This window comes from Streptomyces sp. NPDC088762, from assembly GCF_044750905.1.
Taxonomy (GTDB): domain Bacteria; phylum Actinomycetota; class Actinomycetes; order Streptomycetales; family Streptomycetaceae; genus Streptomyces.
This window is the reverse complement of sequence record NZ_JBIVKT010000015.1, coordinates 104,391-121,734: the sequence shown is the minus strand read 5'-3', so window position 1 is coordinate 121,734 and position 17,344 is coordinate 104,391. Positions and strand designations below refer to the sequence as shown.

19 protein-coding genes are annotated in these 17,344 nt (G+C 70.0%); 16 read left to right on the top strand and 3 right to left on the bottom strand.

What is annotated here, in order from left to right; translation table 11 throughout:
- Positions 1-4: 4 nt before the first annotated feature.
- The 3 genes from ACIP5M_RS28220 to ACIP5M_RS28210 form a co-directional block, all read right to left on the bottom strand.
- Positions 5-505 carry a hypothetical protein gene (locus ACIP5M_RS28220; RefSeq protein ID WP_401201935.1) on the bottom strand — a complete coding sequence of 167 codons (501 nt, stop codon included), beginning with the start codon at positions 503-505 and terminating at the stop codon, positions 5-7.
- 67 nt (positions 506-572) lie between these two features.
- Positions 573-2,297: an FAD-dependent oxidoreductase gene (locus ACIP5M_RS28215; protein ID WP_401201934.1), complete on the bottom strand. Its 1,725-nt coding sequence runs from the start codon at positions 2,295-2,297 to the stop codon at positions 573-575.
- A complete protein-coding gene (locus ACIP5M_RS28210) occupies positions 2,294-2,566 on the bottom strand; it encodes a UBP-type zinc finger domain-containing protein (protein WP_401201932.1) in 273 nt (90 codons plus the stop codon). The genes ACIP5M_RS28215 and ACIP5M_RS28210 overlap by 4 nt, the downstream gene beginning before the upstream one ends.
- A 272-nt stretch (positions 2,567-2,838) precedes the next feature.
- Between ACIP5M_RS28210 and ACIP5M_RS28205 the strand changes: the two genes are divergently transcribed.
- The 16 genes from ACIP5M_RS28205 to ACIP5M_RS28130 all read left to right on the top strand — a co-directional run bounded on the left by ACIP5M_RS28205 (position 2,839) and on the right by ACIP5M_RS28130 (position 17,343).
- Entirely contained in the window at positions 2,839-3,663 is an 825-nt protein-coding gene (locus ACIP5M_RS28205; protein ID WP_401201931.1) for a type 1 glutamine amidotransferase domain-containing protein, read from the top strand.
- Positions 3,664-3,712: 49 nt separating this feature from the next.
- On the top strand, positions 3,713-5,356 hold the full coding sequence (locus tag ACIP5M_RS28200; RefSeq protein WP_401201929.1) for a thiamine pyrophosphate-binding protein: 1,644 nt from the start codon (positions 3,713-3,715) through the stop codon (positions 5,354-5,356).
- 27 nt (positions 5,357-5,383) lie between these two features.
- Positions 5,384-5,818, top strand: a complete 435-nt coding sequence (locus ACIP5M_RS28195) for a nuclear transport factor 2 family protein (RefSeq protein WP_401201928.1) — start codon at positions 5,384-5,386, stop codon at positions 5,816-5,818.
- A gap of 23 nt (positions 5,819-5,841) precedes the next feature.
- Complete coding sequence (locus tag ACIP5M_RS28190) at positions 5,842-6,297, top strand: nuclear transport factor 2 family protein (protein ID WP_401201926.1); 456 nt, start codon at positions 5,842-5,844, stop codon at positions 6,295-6,297.
- A 14-nt stretch (positions 6,298-6,311) separates the two neighbouring features.
- Positions 6,312-6,701: a nuclear transport factor 2 family protein gene (locus ACIP5M_RS28185; RefSeq protein ID WP_401201925.1), complete on the top strand. Its 390-nt coding sequence runs from the start codon at positions 6,312-6,314 to the stop codon at positions 6,699-6,701.
- Between the two features lie 13 nt (positions 6,702-6,714).
- Positions 6,715-8,319 (top strand): GMC family oxidoreductase, encoded by a 1,605-nt coding sequence (locus ACIP5M_RS28180; protein ID WP_401201923.1) that lies wholly within the window; start codon positions 6,715-6,717, stop codon positions 8,317-8,319.
- Positions 8,312-8,923, top strand: a complete 612-nt coding sequence (locus ACIP5M_RS28175) for a DJ-1/PfpI family protein (RefSeq protein WP_401201922.1) — start codon at positions 8,312-8,314, stop codon at positions 8,921-8,923. The genes ACIP5M_RS28180 and ACIP5M_RS28175 overlap by 8 nt, the downstream gene beginning before the upstream one ends.
- Positions 8,923-9,417, top strand: coding sequence for a VOC family protein (locus ACIP5M_RS28170; RefSeq protein ID WP_401201921.1), 495 nt, complete (start codon positions 8,923-8,925; stop codon positions 9,415-9,417). The genes ACIP5M_RS28175 and ACIP5M_RS28170 overlap by 1 nt, the downstream gene beginning before the upstream one ends.
- Position 9,418: 1 nt before the next feature.
- Positions 9,419-11,242: an AGE family epimerase/isomerase gene (locus ACIP5M_RS28165; protein ID WP_401201919.1), complete on the top strand. Its 1,824-nt coding sequence runs from the start codon at positions 9,419-9,421 to the stop codon at positions 11,240-11,242.
- A 37-nt stretch (positions 11,243-11,279) separates the two neighbouring features.
- The gene (locus tag ACIP5M_RS28160; protein ID WP_401201917.1) at positions 11,280-11,630 is read left to right on the top strand and encodes an STAS domain-containing protein; all 351 of its coding nucleotides are present in this window, start codon (positions 11,280-11,282) and stop codon (positions 11,628-11,630) included.
- Positions 11,627-13,765, top strand: coding sequence for a glycogen debranching protein GlgX (gene glgX / locus ACIP5M_RS28155; RefSeq protein ID WP_401201916.1), 2,139 nt, complete (start codon positions 11,627-11,629; stop codon positions 13,763-13,765). The genes ACIP5M_RS28160 and glgX overlap by 4 nt, the downstream gene beginning before the upstream one ends.
- A gap of 1 nt (position 13,766) precedes the next feature.
- Positions 13,767-14,078 carry an STAS domain-containing protein gene (locus ACIP5M_RS28150; RefSeq protein ID WP_401201914.1) on the top strand — a complete coding sequence of 104 codons (312 nt, stop codon included), beginning with the start codon at positions 13,767-13,769 and terminating at the stop codon, positions 14,076-14,078.
- A gap of 14 nt (positions 14,079-14,092) precedes the next feature.
- The gene (locus ACIP5M_RS28145; RefSeq protein WP_401202055.1) at positions 14,093-14,548 is read left to right on the top strand and encodes an ATP-binding protein; all 456 of its coding nucleotides are present in this window, start codon (positions 14,093-14,095) and stop codon (positions 14,546-14,548) included.
- The gene (locus ACIP5M_RS28140) at positions 14,530-15,789 is read left to right on the top strand and encodes a PP2C family protein-serine/threonine phosphatase (protein WP_401201913.1); all 1,260 of its coding nucleotides are present in this window, start codon (positions 14,530-14,532) and stop codon (positions 15,787-15,789) included. Before ACIP5M_RS28145 ends, ACIP5M_RS28140 begins: the two co-directional genes overlap by 19 nt.
- Positions 15,789-16,532 carry an AAA family ATPase gene (locus ACIP5M_RS28135; RefSeq protein WP_401201911.1) on the top strand — a complete coding sequence of 248 codons (744 nt, stop codon included), beginning with the start codon at positions 15,789-15,791 and terminating at the stop codon, positions 16,530-16,532. The genes ACIP5M_RS28140 and ACIP5M_RS28135 overlap by 1 nt, the downstream gene beginning before the upstream one ends.
- Positions 16,533-16,602: 70 nt before the next feature.
- Positions 16,603-17,343, top strand: a complete 741-nt coding sequence (locus ACIP5M_RS28130) for a type 1 glutamine amidotransferase domain-containing protein (protein ID WP_401201910.1) — start codon at positions 16,603-16,605, stop codon at positions 17,341-17,343.
- The last annotated feature ends 1 nt before the right edge of the window (position 17,344 follow it).

Here is a 17,344-nt window from a genome sequence, read left to right as displayed (position 1 = left end):
TCGCTCATTCGGACCCGGACTTCATGGAGTTGGGGACGTCCGGCCCCTGTGCCCGGACCTCGTGGACCTTGTTCAGGGACTCGCGCAGCTCCGTCAGCCACGCGTCGGTGTTGCGTCCGACGAGACGGACGCACCAGGCGAGGGCGTCGGCCCGGCTGCGGGCGACGCCGCCGGCGACCAGGGTGTCGAGCACCTGGCGTTCGGACTGGCGCAGGCGGGTCATCACGGGGACGGCGAGGTGGGTGAAGAGGGTCGTCTCCTCACCCGCCCGTACGCCCCAGGCGACTTTGCGGCGGTAGAGCTCCTCGGCCTCTCGGGCCACCTCGATGCGCTGCTCGCGGGTGCGCTCGCGGAACTCCTTGACCGACTCGGTCTCCGGGATGGTGCCGACGACCGTGATCTCCTCGCGGTCGACCGTGACCGAGACGAGGGATGCGTAGATGTCCACCGGCAGGCGCTCGGCGAACCATGCGCGGAGCTGTTCGCTCTGTTCTGGTGTAATCATGTAATCAACGTTGCGTCGGACGGCTCCTTGATCGCAAGGGTCCGGCCCGGGGAATGTCCCAGCGCTCTCAGCCCATCGAGCGGTAGCGGTGGATCAGGGAGACCGCCATCGCGCCCTCGCCGACGCCCGAGGCGACCCGCTTGACCGAGTGGGCGCGGACGTCGCCCGCGGCGAAGACGCCGGGGACGCTCGTCTCCAGGGGGTAGGGGGCGCGTTCCAGGCTCCACTCGGCCGGCAGTTCGCCGCCGTTCGCGATCAGGTCGGAGCCGGTGAGGACGAAGCCGTACTCGTCGCGCTCGACGACTCCCGACAGCCAGCCGGTGTGCGGGCGGGCGCCGATGAAGGTGAACATGAAGCGGGCCGGGACCTCCGTGTCCTCCCCGGTGTCGGCGTCGTGCAGGGTCAGCCGTTCCAGGTGCTCGTCGCCGTCGAGGCGCACCACCGTCGTGCGGACCTTCACCTCGATGTTCGGGGTGCGGTCGATCTCGTCGATCAGGTAGCGGGACATGCTCGCGTCCAGGGAGGCCGCGCGCACCAGGATCGTCACGCGGGCCGCGTACTTGGCGAAGTGGACCGCCGCCTGGCCGGCCGAGTTCGCGCCGCCGACGATGAACACGTGCTGCGAGATGCAGGCCGAGCTTTCCGTGGTCGCCGCGCCGTAGTAGAGGCCGGCCCCCTCGAAGCGGTCCGCGCCGGGGGCTTCGAGGCGGTTGTACGAGACCCCGGTGGCCAGCAGGACCGTCTCCGCGGAGATCTCCGTGCCGTCCGCCAGCGTGAGGATCTTCGCGGGGTCGTCCCGGGTCAGCGAGACCACCTCCACCGGGTGCAGGATCTCGGCGCCGAACCGGGAGGCCTGGATGGTGGCGCGGCGGGTCAGGTCACCGCCCGAGAGGCCGGAGGGGAAGCCGAGGTAGTTCTCGATCAGGCTGGAGGTGCCGGCCTGGCCGCCCGGGGCGCGGGAGTCCAGCATCAGGGTGGAGAGGCCTTCGGACGCCGAGTAGACGCCCGCCGCCAGCCCGGCCGGGCCCGCGCCGACGATGACGCACTCGTAGTGCGGGCGGGAGGCGGTGGTGGCCAGGCCCAGGCGCTGGGCGAGCTGGGAGTCGGTCGGCGCGGAGAGCACCGATCCGTCCGGGAAGCGGACGAGGGGGAGCGGGGCATCGGGCTGGGCGGCGATCAGGGTCAGGGCTTCCGGGTCCCGTTCGACGTTGAGGAAGCGGAACGGCCGGCCGTTGCGGGTGAAGAAGTCGCGGACGGCGTGGGTGCCGGGGGAGACCAGGTGGCCGGCGACGATGATCCCGTCGTACGCCGGGCGGTAGGTGGCCAGCCAGTCCGACAGCAGGTCGTCGAGGACCGGGAAGAGCCGCTCGTGCGGCGGGTCCCACGGCTTGAGCAGGTAGTAGTCCAGCCGGACCCGGTTGATGGCGGTGATCGCCGCGTCCGTCTCCGCGTAGGCGGTGAGCAGGACGCGTCGGGCGTCGGGGAAGCGGCTGACCGCTTCGAGGAGGAACTCGACCCCGGTGACCTCGGGCATCCGCTGGTCCACGAGGAAGAGCGCCGGGTCGTGGCCGCGTTCGTCGAGGGAGTCCAGGATCTTCAGCGCGTCGGCGGCGGAGGAGGCGCCGAGGACCCGGTAGCGGTCGCCGTAGGCGCTGCGCAGGTCGCGGCGGACGGCGCGCAGCACCTGCGGGTCGTCGTCCACGGCCAGGATGACCGGCTTCCTGCTCTCCGCGCGTTCGGTGGCCGCCCCGGCGGTGACGGCGGAGGCGCGGCTCTCCGCGGCGGCGCTCACGCCGGGTCCAGCATCAGCTGGTCGGCGTAGCACCAGGCCCAGTCCTCGCCGGGCTCGTGCGAGGCCGCGATGGGGTGCTCGGTGGTGCGGTAGTGCCGGGTGGCGTGACGGTTCTTCGAGGAGTCGCAGCATCCGACGTGCCCGCAACTGAGGCACATCCGCAGGTGCACCCAGGTGTCTCCGGCGATGAGGCATTCCTCGCAGCCCTCGGTCCCGGGTTTCACCGGACGTATCCGGTCGATGTGCGTGCACAACAGGTCCATCGTCATCGTCCCCGTCCCTCTCCTCGCGATCCTGCTCTGCGCGCCCGTGATGCGCGGCGCGTCCAGACCATAAGACGGGGAACCGGTAATGGTTCAGTGATTCGGCCGAAGTCAGGTAGTCCTGAAGCTACTTCATGACGTCGTATGACGACTTCCTGAGGTGCCCCCCTCACCTGGCCCGCTACCTCACGAAGTCGCATGCCCGCGCTTTGACGCGGGCTCCGGGCGCGGCCAGTGTGGTGGACGCCAACGACAACAGGCGGCGCCTGGAGGAATACGTGAGCAGAAAGATTCTGGTCATTGTCTCCGAACACGGTTACTGGGCCGAGGAACTGATAGGGCCCGTATCGAAGTTCGACGAACGCGGCTACGAGGTCACCTTCGCCACGCCGACCGGAAAGCGTGCGCACGCTCTTCCGCCGAGCCTCGACGCGCACTACATCGATCCTCCACTGGGACGCTCGGTCACCACCGAGGAGAACGCCCGTCTGGGACGGGAGTTCGAGCAGTCGAGCCGGCTGGACTCGCCCCTGGACATCGAGGCATGGGTGCCCGAGCGCCCCTACACGAGCGACGAGGGCTATCTGCGCAAGCTCGAGCAGTACCACCGCGATCTGGACAGGCTCGACGCCGACATCGCCGACTACGACGCGATCCTCATCGTCGGCGGCAGCGGCCCGATCGCCGACCTCGCCAACAACGAGCGCGTGCACGCCCTGATCCTGGCCTTCGAGAAGGCGGGCAAGGTCGTGGCCGCGGAGTGCTACGGCGTCGCCTGCCTGGCCTTCGCCCGGGACTGGAGCGACCGCAAGAGCATCATCTGGGGAAAGCACGTGACCGGCCACTGCAAGGAGTACGACTACAAGGACGGCACCGGATTCCTCGGTACTGATTTCAACATGGGGCCGCCGCCGTATCCGCTGGAATACATCCTGAGCGACGCCACCGGCCCGCGCGGCGCGTACCACGGGAATTTCGGAAAGCCGGTTTCCGTCATCGTCGACTTCCCGTTCGTGACCGGACGTTCCACCCCGGACTCGTACCTCACGGGACAGAAGATCGTGGAAGTCCTGGAGGACGGTCTCACCCGTTACGGCTGGTAAGTCCTGGACATCGCCGGTCCGGCAACTCGTGGGAATGAGGGGGAGTTCAATGAACACCGGAGCCACTCCCGGACGGGAAAGGCTGATCGAGCAGTTCAGGGCCGACGGCCTCCATGTGATGTTCGGAAATCCCGGGACCGTGGAACAGGGGTTCCTCGACGCGGTGGACGCGGCCGAGGACTTCCGGTACGTCCTCGCCCTCCAGGAGACCGTGGCCGCCGGCATCGCCGACGGGTACGCCCGGGCGACCGGCGGCGCGGCCCTCCTCCAGCTGCACTCCGGGGTGGGGCTGGGCAACGGCATCGGCATGCTCTACCAGTCGCTGCGCGGCCACACCCCGCTCGTCGTGGTCGCCGGCGACGCGGGGGTCCGCTACGACGCCATGGACGCGCAGATGGCGTCCGATCTGGTGGCGATGGCGAAGCCGGTGACCAAGTACGCGACCCGTGTCACCGACTCGCGCTCCGTGCTCCGCACCATCCGGCGGGCCGTGAAGATCGCGCTCACCCCGCCCCGCGGGCCGGTGTTCGTGGCGCTGCCGATGGACGTGCTCGACGAGCTCAACTCCGAGCCCGTGCTGCCGGCCACGGTGCCGCTCACGGACGTGGCGCCCTCACCCGCCTCGGTGGGGCGGGCGGCCGAGCTGCTCGCCTCCGCCGAGCGGCCGGTGGTCCTCGTCGGCGACGGGGTCGCGCTCTCCGGGGCGCAGCGAGAACTCGTCGCGGTCGCCGAGCTGCTGGGCGCCGACGTGTACGAGGTCGACTCCTCGGAGGTCAACATCGCGGCCTCGCACCCGCTGCGGCGGGGTCAGACGGGCCACATGTTCGGGCCGCACAGCAAGGACCTCGTGGGCGCGGCCGACGGGGTGCTGATCGTCGGCACCTATGTGTTCCCGGAGGTGTTCCCCGAGCTGGAGAGCCCCTTCCGGGCGGGCGCGAAGGTCGTCCACATCGACCTCAACGCCTACGAGATCGCCAAGAACCACCCGGTCGACCTGGGCCTGGCCGCGGATCCCCGGCAGGCGCTGCGCGCGCTGGCCGGCGTACTGGAGCGCAGGCTGAGCCCGCAGCGCCGGGCCGCCGCGGCCGCCCGGCTCGACGTACGGACGCGGGAGCGGATCCGCGCGGCGCGGGCGGTGACGGACGAGGGTACGGCGATGTCCGCCTTCCTGCGGACGCTGGCCGAGCGCACCGGCGGGGACCTCGTCGTCTTCGACGAGGCGCTGACCACCTCCCCGCTGGTCACGAAATACCTGCCGCCCGAGCGCCCGGGCGACTACCACCTCACCCGGGGCGGTTCGCTGGGCGTCGGCTTCCCGGGTGCGGTCGGCGCCAAGCTCGCCCGCCCGGACCGGCTCGTCGTCGGCTTCGCCGGCGACGGCGGGTCGATGTACACCTACCAGGCGCTGTGGACGGCGGTCCGGCACGGCATCGACGCCAAGTTTGTGGTCTGCAACAACCGCAAGTACCGGCTGCTCGACGACAACATCGCCCAGTACTGGCGCGAACGGGACATCCCCGAGCACGGCTTCCCGGGCTCCTTCGACCTCTCGCACCCCGAGATCGACTTCGCCGGGCTGGCCCGGTCCCTCGGCGCCGGCGGGATGCGGGTGGAGAAGCCGGACGAGGCGGTCGCGGCCGTGAGCCGGATGCTGGCCCACCCCGGACCGTTCCTCGTCGACATCCAGATCTGAGACGCACACCGGACAGGAGGAGACCGCATGCCCGCCGAGCGGCAGTTGACCGAGGACGCGATCCGCAGGTTCGCCGAGGACTGGTACGTGGCGCTGGACCGGCACGTAGAGCTCGACCAGGTACTCGCCCTGATCACCGAGGACCTGGAGTTCAAGGTCCCCGAGGACACCTTCATCGGACACCGGGGCTTCGGCCGCTGGTACGAGGCCGTCACCCACCGGTTCTTCGACGAGGTGCACACGGTCACCAAGGTGGCGCCGGTCATCGAGGGCGGCCGGGCCGTCGTCCGGGTCCTCGTCAACTGGCAGGCGAAGATCTGGGACCCGCCGGCCGCCCGCAGCGAATGGCTCGGCTTCGACGCCGACCAGACCTGGACCGTGGTGGCCGGTCCCGACGGACCGCTGATCAAGCAGTACACCGTCAACGACCTGGCTCCGATGCCCGGTTCCGGCTCGCTCTGAGCGCCGGCGAAGGAGAGGCGACGATGACCGAAGTGACACGGGAGCGGGTCGAGGCGGCCTACGCCGCGCTCGGCTCCGGCGACCGGGCACGGATCCTGGAGTACTACTCCGAGGACCTGCGCTGGCTGGTGCCCGGCAACCACCCGCTCGCCGGCTGGTACGAGAGCCTGGACGCCTTCCTGGAGCTGATGGGGCAGACCCACAAGCTCACGGGCGGCACCTTCCGGATGGACCTGGAGGCGATCCTCGTCGGCGAGGACTGCTCCGCGGACGTGTGCCGCAACACCGCCCTGCGGGACGGCTCCGACCGGGGCAGCCGTTCCCCGTACGAGCGGATGGACTACCCCGTCTTCCACTTCTTGCGCTGGCGCGAGGGCCGTGTCGTGGAGGGCCGCGACGGGCTCTTCGGCGACACGGCCAGTGCCTTCAGCCAGTTCTGGGCGCCCTTCGCGCCGGACGGAACCCGCAGGGACCGATAGGGGGAATCAGCGCGATGGACGAACGACAGAGCCTGACGCAAGTCCTGGAGAAGTATTACGAGTACGCGAACGCGGGCGACTGGGACCGCTGGTGCGACCTGTTCGCCGAGGACCAGGTCATGGACGAGCAGCTCGCCGGCCACATCGAGGGCCTGGAGGTCCTGCGCTCGATGATGAAGGGCATGGGCACGATGTACCGGGTCTTCCGGAACGAGCCCGTTCATTTCATCGTCGACGGAGACGGGGAGAAGGCCGCGGCCGTCTCGCACCTGACGGCCGTCAGCGCCTCCGGCGAGGCCATCGAGGCCGAGGTCATGAACTTCTTCCGGATCGTGGACGGGAAGATCGCCTACATGGCGAACTACCACGACACCGTCCCCTTCCAGGTGCTGAGCCAGGGCTGAGGGGGGCCGATCCGTGAGCGCCGAAGAGTACGACTACATCGTGGTGGGATCCGGCACGGCCGGCAGCGTGCTCGCGGGCCGCCTCTCGGAGGACCCGGAGGTGTCCGTCCTCGTCCTGGAGGCGGGCGGCTCCCGGATCCCGCCCGAGGTGGACGACCCGTCGTCCTGGTACAAGCTGCTCGGCGGGCCCGTGGACTGGGGCTACACCAGCACCCCGCAGCCCGGCCTGGGCGGCCGCCGTACCTACGAACCGCGCGGCAAGGCCCCCGGCGGCAGCAGCAACCTCTACATCATGATGCACATCCGGGGACACGCCTCGGACTTCGACAACTGGGCCTACCAGGGCGCGGCGGGCTGGGCGCACGAGGATGTCCTGCCGTACTTCGCCCTCCTGGAGGGCCAGGAGGACGCCACCGCGGCCACCACCGGCACCCGGGGGCCGCAGCGGATCACCCATGCCGGGCGGCACGACCCCAACCCGGTCTCCCGCGCCTTCATCGACGCGGCCGTCGAGCTGGGGCACGAGGAGATCGCCGACTTCAACACGGACGGGCCGCGGCGCGGCCTCTTCGGAACCGGCTGGCACCACATCGACGTGGCCGACGGCCGCCGCCAGGGCGCCCTCGCCGCCTACCTGGAGCCCGCGCTCGGCCGCCCCAACCTGACCCTGCGCACCAGCGCCCAGTCCACCCGGCTGCTCTTCGACGGGGACACCTGCACGGGCGTCGAGTACGTCCAGCTCAGGGCCCCCGCGGAGTTCCCCGGCCGGACGGTCGCGGACGCCCACAGCGGCGCCGCCGAGCCGGGGCTGCACACCGTACGGGCCCGCCGGGAGGTGATCGTGGCCGCCGGGGCGATCGAGTCCCCGAAGCTGCTGCTGCTCTCCGGCATCGGCCACCCGCACCAGCTGCGCGAGCACGGCATCGAGGTCACCGCGGCCCTGCCCGGGGTCGGGGAGAACTTCCACAACCACGTGCTGACCGGGCTGATGGCCGAGGTCACCCAGGAGCTGCCGCCGCCGGCGCAGAACCTGTCGGAGAGCGCTCTGTTCCTCTCCTCCCGGCCCGGGCTGCCCGCGCCGGACCTCCAGATCGCCTTCGTCCACGTCCCGTTCGACGTGATCGTCGGCCAGGACCACCCGAACACGGTGTCCATCCTGCCCGGTGTGGTACGCCCCGTCTCGCGCGGCTGGATCAAGCTGGCGAGCGCCGACCCGCTGGCCCACCCGCTGATCAACCCGAACTACCTCGGCGACCGGTGGGACCTGGAGCGGATGGTGCAGGGCGTCAAGATCGCCCGGGAGCTCTTCGCGACCTCCGCGTTCTCCCCCTGGTACAAGCAGGAGCTCCAGCCCGGGCCCGGCCACGCGACCGACGAGGACCTGCGGTCCTTCGTGAAGCAGAAGTCGGAGAGCTACCACCACCAGGCCGGGTCCTGCCGCATGGGCATCGACGACCTCTCCGTCGTCGACCCCCAGCTGCGGGTGCACGGCGTACGCAACCTGCGCGTCGTCGACGCGAGCGTGATGCCCGCGGTCCCGTCGGGCAACTGCCACACCGCCATCGCGATGATCGCCGAGCGCGCGGCGGACTTCCTGAAGGGAGCCTCCCGTGTCTGACGCGGTCCTGCGCGAGGGCGCGCTGACGGGGACCCGGATCGCGGTCCTGGTCGAGAGCGACTTCTACGAGCCGGAGATCTTCTACTACGGGCACCGCTTCGCGGAGGAGGGAGCCGAGGTCGATTTCCTGACCCGGCTGTGGGGCAACGACTCCATCACCTTCTCCGGGCACGAGTACCGGGCGCCCTTCACCGCCGACCGGTCCCTGGAGGGGCTGAGCGACGAGGAGCTGCGCCGGTACGCGGCGCTCATCGTGCCCTCGGGCATGGTGGCCGACCGGCTGCGCTACACCGAGGACGTGGACGTCCTCGCGCCGGCGACCGAGCTGCTGCGCCGGGCGTTCGAGGAGCCGACGGTCCTCAAGGGGATCATCTGCCACGGCATGTGGCTGGCGGCCTCGATCCCCGACAAGGTGCGCGGCCGCAAGGTGGTCTGCCACAACAACCTCATCGGCGACGTCCGCAACATGGGCGCGCAGTACGTCGACGAGGACGTGGTGGTCGACGGGGACCTGGTCACCGGCCGCACCGGCGCCCACCACCACCTCTTCGCCCGCCGGATCATCGAGCTCATCGCGGCCGGGCGGGGCCGGGGGGCCGGCTGATGGCGGCCGGTCTGCGCTGGTCGCACGTGGGCCTGAACTGCACGGACCAGAAGACCACCGAAGAGTTCTACACCCGCTACTTCGGCTTCGCCCGGGCCCGGGTGGTCGACCTCGGGGAGTCGCAGATCGTGTTCCTGCGCAACGGGGACGCGTACCTGGAGCTCTTCGCGGCCGGCGCCGAACCGGCGCGCCCCGCGCACGACGACGGGCCGCAGGCCCCGGGCCGGATGCGCCACCTGGCCTTTCAGACCGACGACGTGGACGCGTTCCTGGCGCGGCTGGGGGGCGCGGCCGACGTGACCCTGGGGCCGCTGGACTTCGACGACTTCATCTGCGGCTGGCGGACCGTCTGGGTCCGCGACCCGGACGGGGTGATCGTCGAGATCAGCCAGGGATACGAGGACGAAGCCGGCCAGGGACACGAGGGCGAAGCCGGCCAGGGACACGAGGACGTACGCACTCACGAGGGCTCTCACGACAAGGACGGTGCATGACATGGCGGACGCCGTGAGCTTCTCCTTCTCCGACACCATCGCCGGGTACGTCGCCCGCTTCGACTCCGGGTCGCGCGTACTGCGCCTGAAGACCCCGGACGGGCGCGAGTTCGACGTCTCGGTCGCCGGCGACCCCGCCGCCGAACTGGTCCGCAACCTCGACGAGCCCTACATCGACGCCTCCGGGCACATCGACGAGATGCTCTCGCCGGGCCGGTTCCTCTTCGTCTACGGCATCCACTACCCCGAGCACGGCGGACGCTTCGACGCCAAGCGCCTGGTGTTCCTGGGCCGCGGCGCGGAGGACTACCGCTTTGAGGAGCCCAGCTGGTGGATCAAGCAGATCGAGTCGCTGGCCGACTTCTACAAGCGGGCGCAGTTCGGCGACGGGCCGGTGGACTTCACCGAGTACCGCACCGAGATCCGGCTCGGCGGTGACAAGACCGCCAGCCACGTCCAGGAGACCGACACGATCTCCCGCCTGGTCTACGGCATGGCCTCGGCCTACCTGCTGACCGGCAAGGACGAGTACCTGGAGGTCGCCGAGCGCGGCACCGAGTACCTGCGCAAGCACATGCGCGTCGTCGACAGCGAGGAGGACGTGGTCTTCTGGTACCACGGCATCAGCGTGGACGGGGACAGCGAACGCAAGCTGTTCACCTCGGAGTTCTCCGACGACTACGACGCGATCCCGATGTACGAGCAGATCTACGCGCTGGCCGGCCCCGTCCAGACGTACCGGGTCACCGGTGACGTCCGCATCAAGAACGACGCCGACGCCACCATCCGGCTGTTCGACAAGTTCTTCTTCGACCCGGAACAGGGCGGCTACTACTCGCACATCGACCCGATCCTCTTCAGCGCCGACCACGAGTCCCTCGGGGAGAACGCCGAGCGCAAGAACTGGAACTCGGTCGGCGACCACGCGCCCGCGTACCTGATCAACCTGTACCTGGCGACCGGCGACCAGAAGTACGCCGACTTCCTCGAGTACACCTTCGACACCATCGCGGACAAGTTCCCGGACTACAAGAACAGCCCCTTCGTCCAGGAGCGCTTCCACCGCGACTGGTCGCACGACACCGCCCACAGCTGGCAGCAGAACCGCGCCGTGGTCGGCCACAACCTCAAAATCGCCTGGAACCTGATGCGGATGAACTCGCTGAAGGCCAAGCCGGCGTACGAGGAGCTCGCCAGGAAGATCGGCGAGATCATGCCGCCGGTCGGCAGCGACCGGCAGCGCGGCGGCTGGTACGACGTCGTCGAACGCGTCAGGTCGGGGGACCAGGAGACGTATCGTTTCGCCTGGCACGACCGCAAGGCCTGGTGGCAGCAGGAGCAGGCGATCCTCGCCTACCTCATCCTGAGCGGCACGGTCGGCGGCGACGCCGAACTGCGCGAGGCCCGGCAGGCGCAGGCCTTCTACAACACCTTCTTCCTCGACCACGACGAGGGAGCCGTCTACTTCAACGTGCTCGCGGACGGCATGCCGTACCTCCTCGGCACCGAGCGGCTCAAGGGCAGCCACTCGATGTCCATGTACCACTCGGCGGAGCTGTGCTACCTCGCCGCCGTCTACAACAACCTGCTCATCAACGGCCGGGAGATGGACTTCCACTTCCAGCCCGACCCGACCGACCTGCCCGACCGGATCCTGCGCGTCTCGCCCGACCTGCTCCCGGCCGGCTCGGTGCGGATCGCGTCCGTGGAGATCGACGAGAAGCCGTACGACGCGTTCGACGCGGACGCGCTGACCGTCACGCTCCCGGACGTCCAGGGGCGGGTCAAGGTCAAGGTCCGGCTGCGTCCGGTGGCCGACAAGTAGCGCTCAACGGGGGGCGCCCCAATCAGAGGGGAAGGCAATGACTCTCAACCTCAAGGAACGCCGGAACAAGACGGGCACCGTGCTCGTCGTCACCGGTGAGATCAACAGCGAGACGTCCGGCGCACTGCTCCAGGCATTGCTGCCGCTGGTCCGCGAAGGCAAACCGCTGAAGATCGACCTCACCGCGGTCACCTACGTCTCCAGCGCCGGCCTGCGCACCCTGCTCGTCGTCTACCGCGAGGCCCAGCACGCGGGTGTCGCCGTCACCCTCTACGGGGTGAGCGAGGAAGTCCGGTTCGTCATGTCGGCCACCGGGTTCCTCGACTTCTTCGAGACCGGCGAAGCGGCGGCCGCCGCCGCCAAGGCCAAGGCCAGGGCCGCGCGATGAGCGAGGCACAGGCCGAGCAGGTCCTGCGCGTCGACGCGTACCCGACCCACGAGGTGGGCGGGTACCGCGTCCGCGCCGGCAAACCGTTCCCCTTCGGGGCCAACGTGGTCCCCGGCGGGGTCAGCTTCTCCGTCTTCTCCGACCAGGCCACCTCCATGACCCTGGTGATCTACAAGCGCGGAGAGCCCGAGCCGATGGCCGAGCTGCAGTTCCCCGAGGAATTCCGCACCGGCAGCGTCTTCGCCATGACGGTCTTCGGCCTCGACCACGAGAACATCGAGTACGGGTACCGGGCCGACGGCCCCTACGACCCGGTCACCGGGCACCGCTTCGACGCCCGCCAGGTCCTCTCCGACCCGTACGCCCGGCTCATCGCCGGCCGCGATGTGTGGGGCGTGGAGCCCGACCGCAGCCGCGGCTACCAGTACCGCTCCCGCGTCTGCCTCCAGGACTTCGACTGGGGCGACGACACCCCGCTCGGCATTCCCGCCGAAGACCTCGTCGTCTACGAGACCCACGTGCGCGGCTTCACCCGGCACCCCTCCTCGCAGGTCACCGCACCCGGCACCTTCGCGGGGCTGCGCGAGAAGATCCCGTACCTCAGGGAACTCGGGGTGAACTGCATCGAACTGCTCCCCGTGTTCGAGTTCGACGAGAGCGACAACCCGCGCACCAACCCGGAGACGGGCGAGCAGCTCTTCGACTACTGGGGCTACAACACCGTCTCGTTCTTCGCGCCCAAGGCCGGCTACGCGGCCACCGGACGCTACGGGATGCAGGGCGACGAGTTCCGCACCCTCATCAAGGACCTGCACGCGGCCGGCATCGAGGTCATCCTCGACGTCGTCTTCAACCACACCGCCGAGGGCAACGAGCAGGGCCCGACGATCTCCTTCAAGGGGCTCGACAACGCCACCTACTACATGCTCACGCCCGAGGGGTACTACTTCAACTTCAGCGGCACCGGCAACACCGTCAACTGCAACCACCCCGTGGTGCGCAACTACGTGCTCGACTGCCTGCGCCACTGGGTCGCCGACTACCACATCGACGGCTTCCGCTTCGACCTCGCGGCCATCCTCGGCCGGTCCCCGGACGGCACTCCGCTGCCCAACCCGCCGCTGCTGGAGATGCTCGCCTACGACCCCGTCCTGCGGCACACCAAGCTCATCGCCGAGGCCTGGGACGCGGGCGGACTCTACGAGGTCGGCAACTTCCCGGCGTACGGCCGCTGGGCGGAGTGGAACGGGAAGTACCGCGACACCGTGCGCAGCTTCCTCAAGGGCGACCCCGGCGTCACCGGCGAACTGGCCACCCGCATCGCCGGCTCGCCCGACCTCTACACCGGCCGCGGCACCGCCGCCTCGGTCAACTTCCTGACCGCGCACGACGGCTTCACCCTCGCCGACCTGGTCTCCTACAACGACAAGCACAACGAGGCCAACGGCGAGAACAACAACGACGGAGCCAACGACAACAACAGCTGGAACTGCGGCGCCGAAGGCCCCACCGAGGACCCCGAGATCAACGCGCTGCGCACCCGGCAGATGAAGAACGCCCTCGCCATCCTCTTCACCAGCCAGGGTATCCCGATGCTGCTGGCCGGCGACGAGGTCGCACGCACCCAGCAGGGCAACAACAACACCTACTGCCAGGACAACGAACTCTCCTGGTTCGACTGGAACCAGGTCGACGACAACGCCGAACTGCTCCGGTTCACGCGGGAGATGATCGCCTTCCGCAAACACCACCGCGAGCTGCGCTCCACCGCCCACCCCACCGGACACGTCCGCGAGCACCTCGGCCTGCCCGACATCAGCTGGCACGGGGAGCGGGCCTGGCAGCCCGACTGGTCGGCCGAGAGCCGGCTGCTGGCGGTGGCCCGCTGCGGCACCGGCGACGACGACGTGGTGTACGTGGCCATGAACGCGCACTGGGAACCGCACGACCTGGAACTGCCCGCCCTGCCCGGCGGCCGCAGCTGGCACCTGTTCGCCGACACGGGCGCCGAGGCGCCGCACGACATCCGCACCCCGGGCACCGAGCAGCAACTGGACAACGCCGGGAAGTACCTGATCGGCCCGCGGTCGGTCGTGGTCCTGGTGGGCCGCACCAACGATCCCGAGGAGACCTGACATGCCGCTTTCCGTGTCCCTGAGCATCGAGGGCGACACCACCGTGATCGAGCTGACCGGCGAACTGGACGCCAAGACCGCACCGGACTTCCACCGGACCATCGAGAAGGCCGCGGGCCACGGCACCGGCACCGTCGAGATCAGGATGGCAGGCGTCGGCTACATGGCCAGCGCCGGACTGCGCTCCCTGGTCTTCGCCCAGCAGAAGGTCGCCGACCACGTCACCATCAAGGTGACCGGTGCCATCGAGCCCGTGTCCCGGACCATCCGCACGGCCGGGCTCGACCGCAGCATCGTCCTCGCCGATGAGTGACCACCGTGACTGACATGGCCGAACTGGCGAGGACGCCCGCCGTACTGCAGGTGCCCGCGACGGTGGGGGCACTGGGCGAGATCGCCGCGTTCGTCCTGCGGCTGGCCGGCCGGGCGGGCCTCGACAAGGGCGCCACCTACCGGATCCGGCTGGCCGTGGACGAACTGGCCACGAACATCGTGATGCACGGGTACCGGGGCGGCGGCGGGCGGATCACCGTCCGCGGCCGCTCCGGCCCCGGCGGGGTGCAGATCACCCTCGTGGACTCGGCGCCCCCCTTCGACCCCGTAGAGGGCCGCCTTCCGCCCGCCCGCGGGGTCGCCCCGCAGGACCGGCGGATCGGCGGCCTCGGCATCCACCTGGCGCTGACCAGCGTCGACGAGTTCAGCTACGTGCACAGGGACGGCCGCAACATCAGCACGCTGACCGTGAAGGCCGAGGGGACGGACCGATGCCCTCCACGACCGTGATCATCCTCGACGTGTACCCGCCACCGCCGCCCGAGCTGCTGACGGCGCTGCGCTCCATGGACGCCGCACTCGTCACCCGTACGCTGACGGAACTGCGCGAAGGCCCGCAGGAGCTGCTGCCCGCAGCGGACGTGCTGCTCGCCCCGGCCGAGTCCGACGGGGAGTCCGTGCGGCTCGCCGTACGCCGGCTGCGCCGCTGGGCCGGGGCGCCCATCGTGGTCGTCTGGACGGTGACCGAATTCGCCGCGCTGGAGGAGCACGTCCGGATCGGCCACGACTACCTCGTACCGCCCTTCCTGCCCGCCCTCGTCGGGGCCCGGCTGCACAGCTGCTCGGAGCGCGCCGGACTCGGCCGCACCCTGCGCGAAGCCGACGCCCGCGCCGAACTCATGGGCTACGAGAAGGAACTGGAGATCGGCCGCGAGATCCAGGCCGGCTTCCTGCCCGAAGACCTCCCCGTCCCGGACGGCTGGGAGATCGACGTCCGCTTCCGGCCCGCACGCCAGGTCGCCGGGGACTTCTACGACGTCTTCGAGATCTCCCGCGGCCGCCGGCTCGCCTTCGTCGTCGCCGACGTCTGCGACAAGGGCGTCGGGGCCGCGCTCTTCATGGCGCTCATCCGCTCCCTGCTCCGGCACACCGCGGAGAACAGCGGTCTGCAGCACCTGGTGGCCGCCGGGCGCACCGGCGGCAGCCGCCGCGTCCCGGTCGTCGGCGCCACCCCGCTGCTCAACGCGGTCACCGCCACCAACGGCTACCTCACCCGCAACCACCTGCGGCAGGGCTATTTCGCCACCCTGTTCTTCGGGGTGCTGGACCCGCTCACCGGCAGCCTGGTCTACATCAACGGCGGCCACAACCCGCCCCTGCTGCTGCGCGGGGACGGCAGCCGGCCCCTCGCGCTCGAGGTCACCGGGCCCGCGGTGGGGGTACTGCCCGACTGCGTCTACACCCTGGGCTACGCCCAGCTGAACCACGGCGACACCCTCTTCGCCTTCACGGACGGGGTCCCCGAGGCCCGCTGCCCGAACGGCAGCTTCCTCGGCGACGAACGGGTCCTGGAACTGCTCGCCGGCATCCCGGTGAGCGGCAAGGACGTGGTCGACCGGATGGACCTGGCGGTGCGCGAGCACACCGGCACCGCCGAACAGCACGACGACGTCACCATGCTGGCCCTGCACCGGCCACGTGCGGCGCGGGGGCCGCACGCGGACGGCGACGGCTACCGGGTGGTGGCCTGATGACCCGCACCATCGTGGTGCACTCGCACCGCGGTGGCACCGGGAAGTCCTCGGTCCTGGCGAACCTGGCGCTGCTGATCGCGGCCGGCGGGCGCCGGGTGGGGGTGGTGGACACCGACATCCAGTCACCCACCCTCGACCTGCTGTTCCGCCTCGGGCCCGGCCCCTCGCTCGCCGACTACCTGCTCGGCCGCTGTGAGATCGAGGCCGCCGCCCAGCAGGTGGGGGTGCCAGGGCTGTACGTCGTACCGGCCAGGACCGGCACCGCCGCCCTGCGGGAGCTCATGACCAGCGGGTACGACGTGGGGCTGCTCCCCGAGGGCTTCGACCGGCTCGCCGCGCACCACGCGCTCGACGTGCTGCTGCTGGACACCCACGCCGGACTCAACAACGAGTCGGTCACCGCCATGGCGAGCGCCGACGTACTGGTGATCATGGCGCGGGCCGACCGGATCGACCTCTCCGGAGTGGAGGAGACAATCGCCCTCGCCGGACGCCTGCCCTGCCGGCGGACCCTCGTGCTGAGCATGGCCCCCGAGGGAATCGACCGGGTGGAGGCACGGCGGCGCACCGAGGAGGTCTACGGGGCGCCTCTGGCCGGAATCCTTCCGTACTCGCCGGAAATGGCGGCCCTGTACGGGGAACGCATATTCGCAGAAGCCCATCCCGACCACCCCCTGGTCGGTGAATTCCGCACCATCATCTCGGCGTTGGACGCACGTGACGAAGTATCGCGGGCCTGACGCCGCCCCCTTACGCCCCCCGCGCGGGGCCGTGTTGAATCGGCAGCGAATCCAGAACAAGGAGAGAATCATGAAGATTCTCGTCGTCATGACGGCCAAGGCCACGCTCCATCTCCTGGACGGCGAACAGCACCCCTCGGGATTCTGGGCCGAGGAATTCGTCGTTCCCTACGGCTTGTTCAAGGCCGCCGGCCACACCGTGGACGTGGCGACGATCGGCGGCCGGGCGCCCACGGTCGACCGGACGAGCATCGACCCCCAGTTCCTCCGGTGGGTCCGCCCGCAGGGTTCGCCGGACGAGGACGCGGCCAACGCCGCCGAGTACGTCCGGGTCATCGAGAACACCCCCCAGCTCACGGCGCCGATCGCGCTCGAGTCGCTGACCGAGAAGGACATCGCCGACTACGACGGCGTCTACGTCAGCGGCGGCCACGGCGCCATCGGCGACCTGCCGAAGTCCGACGAACTGGCGCAGATCCTGCGCTGGGTCATCGCCCGGGACAAGCCGCTCGCCACCGTCTGCCACGGCCACACCGCGCTGCTCGCCCTGCGCGACGGCGAGGGCCGCTGGCCCTTCGAGGGCTACCGGATGACGGCCTTCTCGCACAGCGAGGAACTGGTCACCAACATGGCCGGCCGGCTCCCGCTGATCCTCGAGGTCGAGCTGACCCGGCTCGGCGCCCGCTACGAGAAGGCCGAGGCGATCTGGGACTCGCACGTGGTCGTGGACCGCAAGCTGACCACCGGCCAGAACCCGTACTCCTCCAAAGCCCTCGCGGAGACGTTCTTGACGCAGCTCGCGAAGGGCTAGT

Coding starts and splice junctions, on each gene's coding strand:
- ACIP5M_RS28165 (WP_401201919.1), top strand. CDS start 9,419: ATGGCGGACGCCGTGAGCTTCTCCTTCTCCGACACCATCGCCGGGTAC.
- ACIP5M_RS28150 (WP_401201914.1), top strand. CDS start 13,767: ATGCCGCTTTCCGTGTCCCTGAGCATCGAGGGCGACACCACCGTGATC.
- ACIP5M_RS28190 (WP_401201926.1), top strand. CDS start 5,842: ATGACCGAAGTGACACGGGAGCGGGTCGAGGCGGCCTACGCCGCGCTC.
- glgX (WP_401201916.1), top strand. CDS start 11,627: ATGAGCGAGGCACAGGCCGAGCAGGTCCTGCGCGTCGACGCGTACCCG.
- ACIP5M_RS28170 (WP_401201921.1), top strand. CDS start 8,923: ATGGCGGCCGGTCTGCGCTGGTCGCACGTGGGCCTGAACTGCACGGAC.
- ACIP5M_RS28130 (WP_401201910.1), top strand. CDS start 16,603: ATGAAGATTCTCGTCGTCATGACGGCCAAGGCCACGCTCCATCTCCTG.
- ACIP5M_RS28145 (WP_401202055.1), top strand. CDS start 14,093: ATGGCCGAACTGGCGAGGACGCCCGCCGTACTGCAGGTGCCCGCGACG.
- ACIP5M_RS28220 (WP_401201935.1), bottom strand. CDS start 505: ATGATTACACCAGAACAGAGCGAACAGCTCCGCGCATGGTTCGCCGAG.
- ACIP5M_RS28185 (WP_401201925.1), top strand. CDS start 6,312: ATGGACGAACGACAGAGCCTGACGCAAGTCCTGGAGAAGTATTACGAG.
- ACIP5M_RS28135 (WP_401201911.1), top strand. CDS start 15,789: ATGACCCGCACCATCGTGGTGCACTCGCACCGCGGTGGCACCGGGAAG.
- ACIP5M_RS28160 (WP_401201917.1), top strand. CDS start 11,280: ATGACTCTCAACCTCAAGGAACGCCGGAACAAGACGGGCACCGTGCTC.
- ACIP5M_RS28195 (WP_401201928.1), top strand. CDS start 5,384: ATGCCCGCCGAGCGGCAGTTGACCGAGGACGCGATCCGCAGGTTCGCC.
- ACIP5M_RS28210 (WP_401201932.1), bottom strand. CDS start 2,566: ATGACGATGGACCTGTTGTGCACGCACATCGACCGGATACGTCCGGTG.
- ACIP5M_RS28200 (WP_401201929.1), top strand. CDS start 3,713: ATGAACACCGGAGCCACTCCCGGACGGGAAAGGCTGATCGAGCAGTTC.
- ACIP5M_RS28140 (WP_401201913.1), top strand. CDS start 14,530: ATGCCCTCCACGACCGTGATCATCCTCGACGTGTACCCGCCACCGCCG.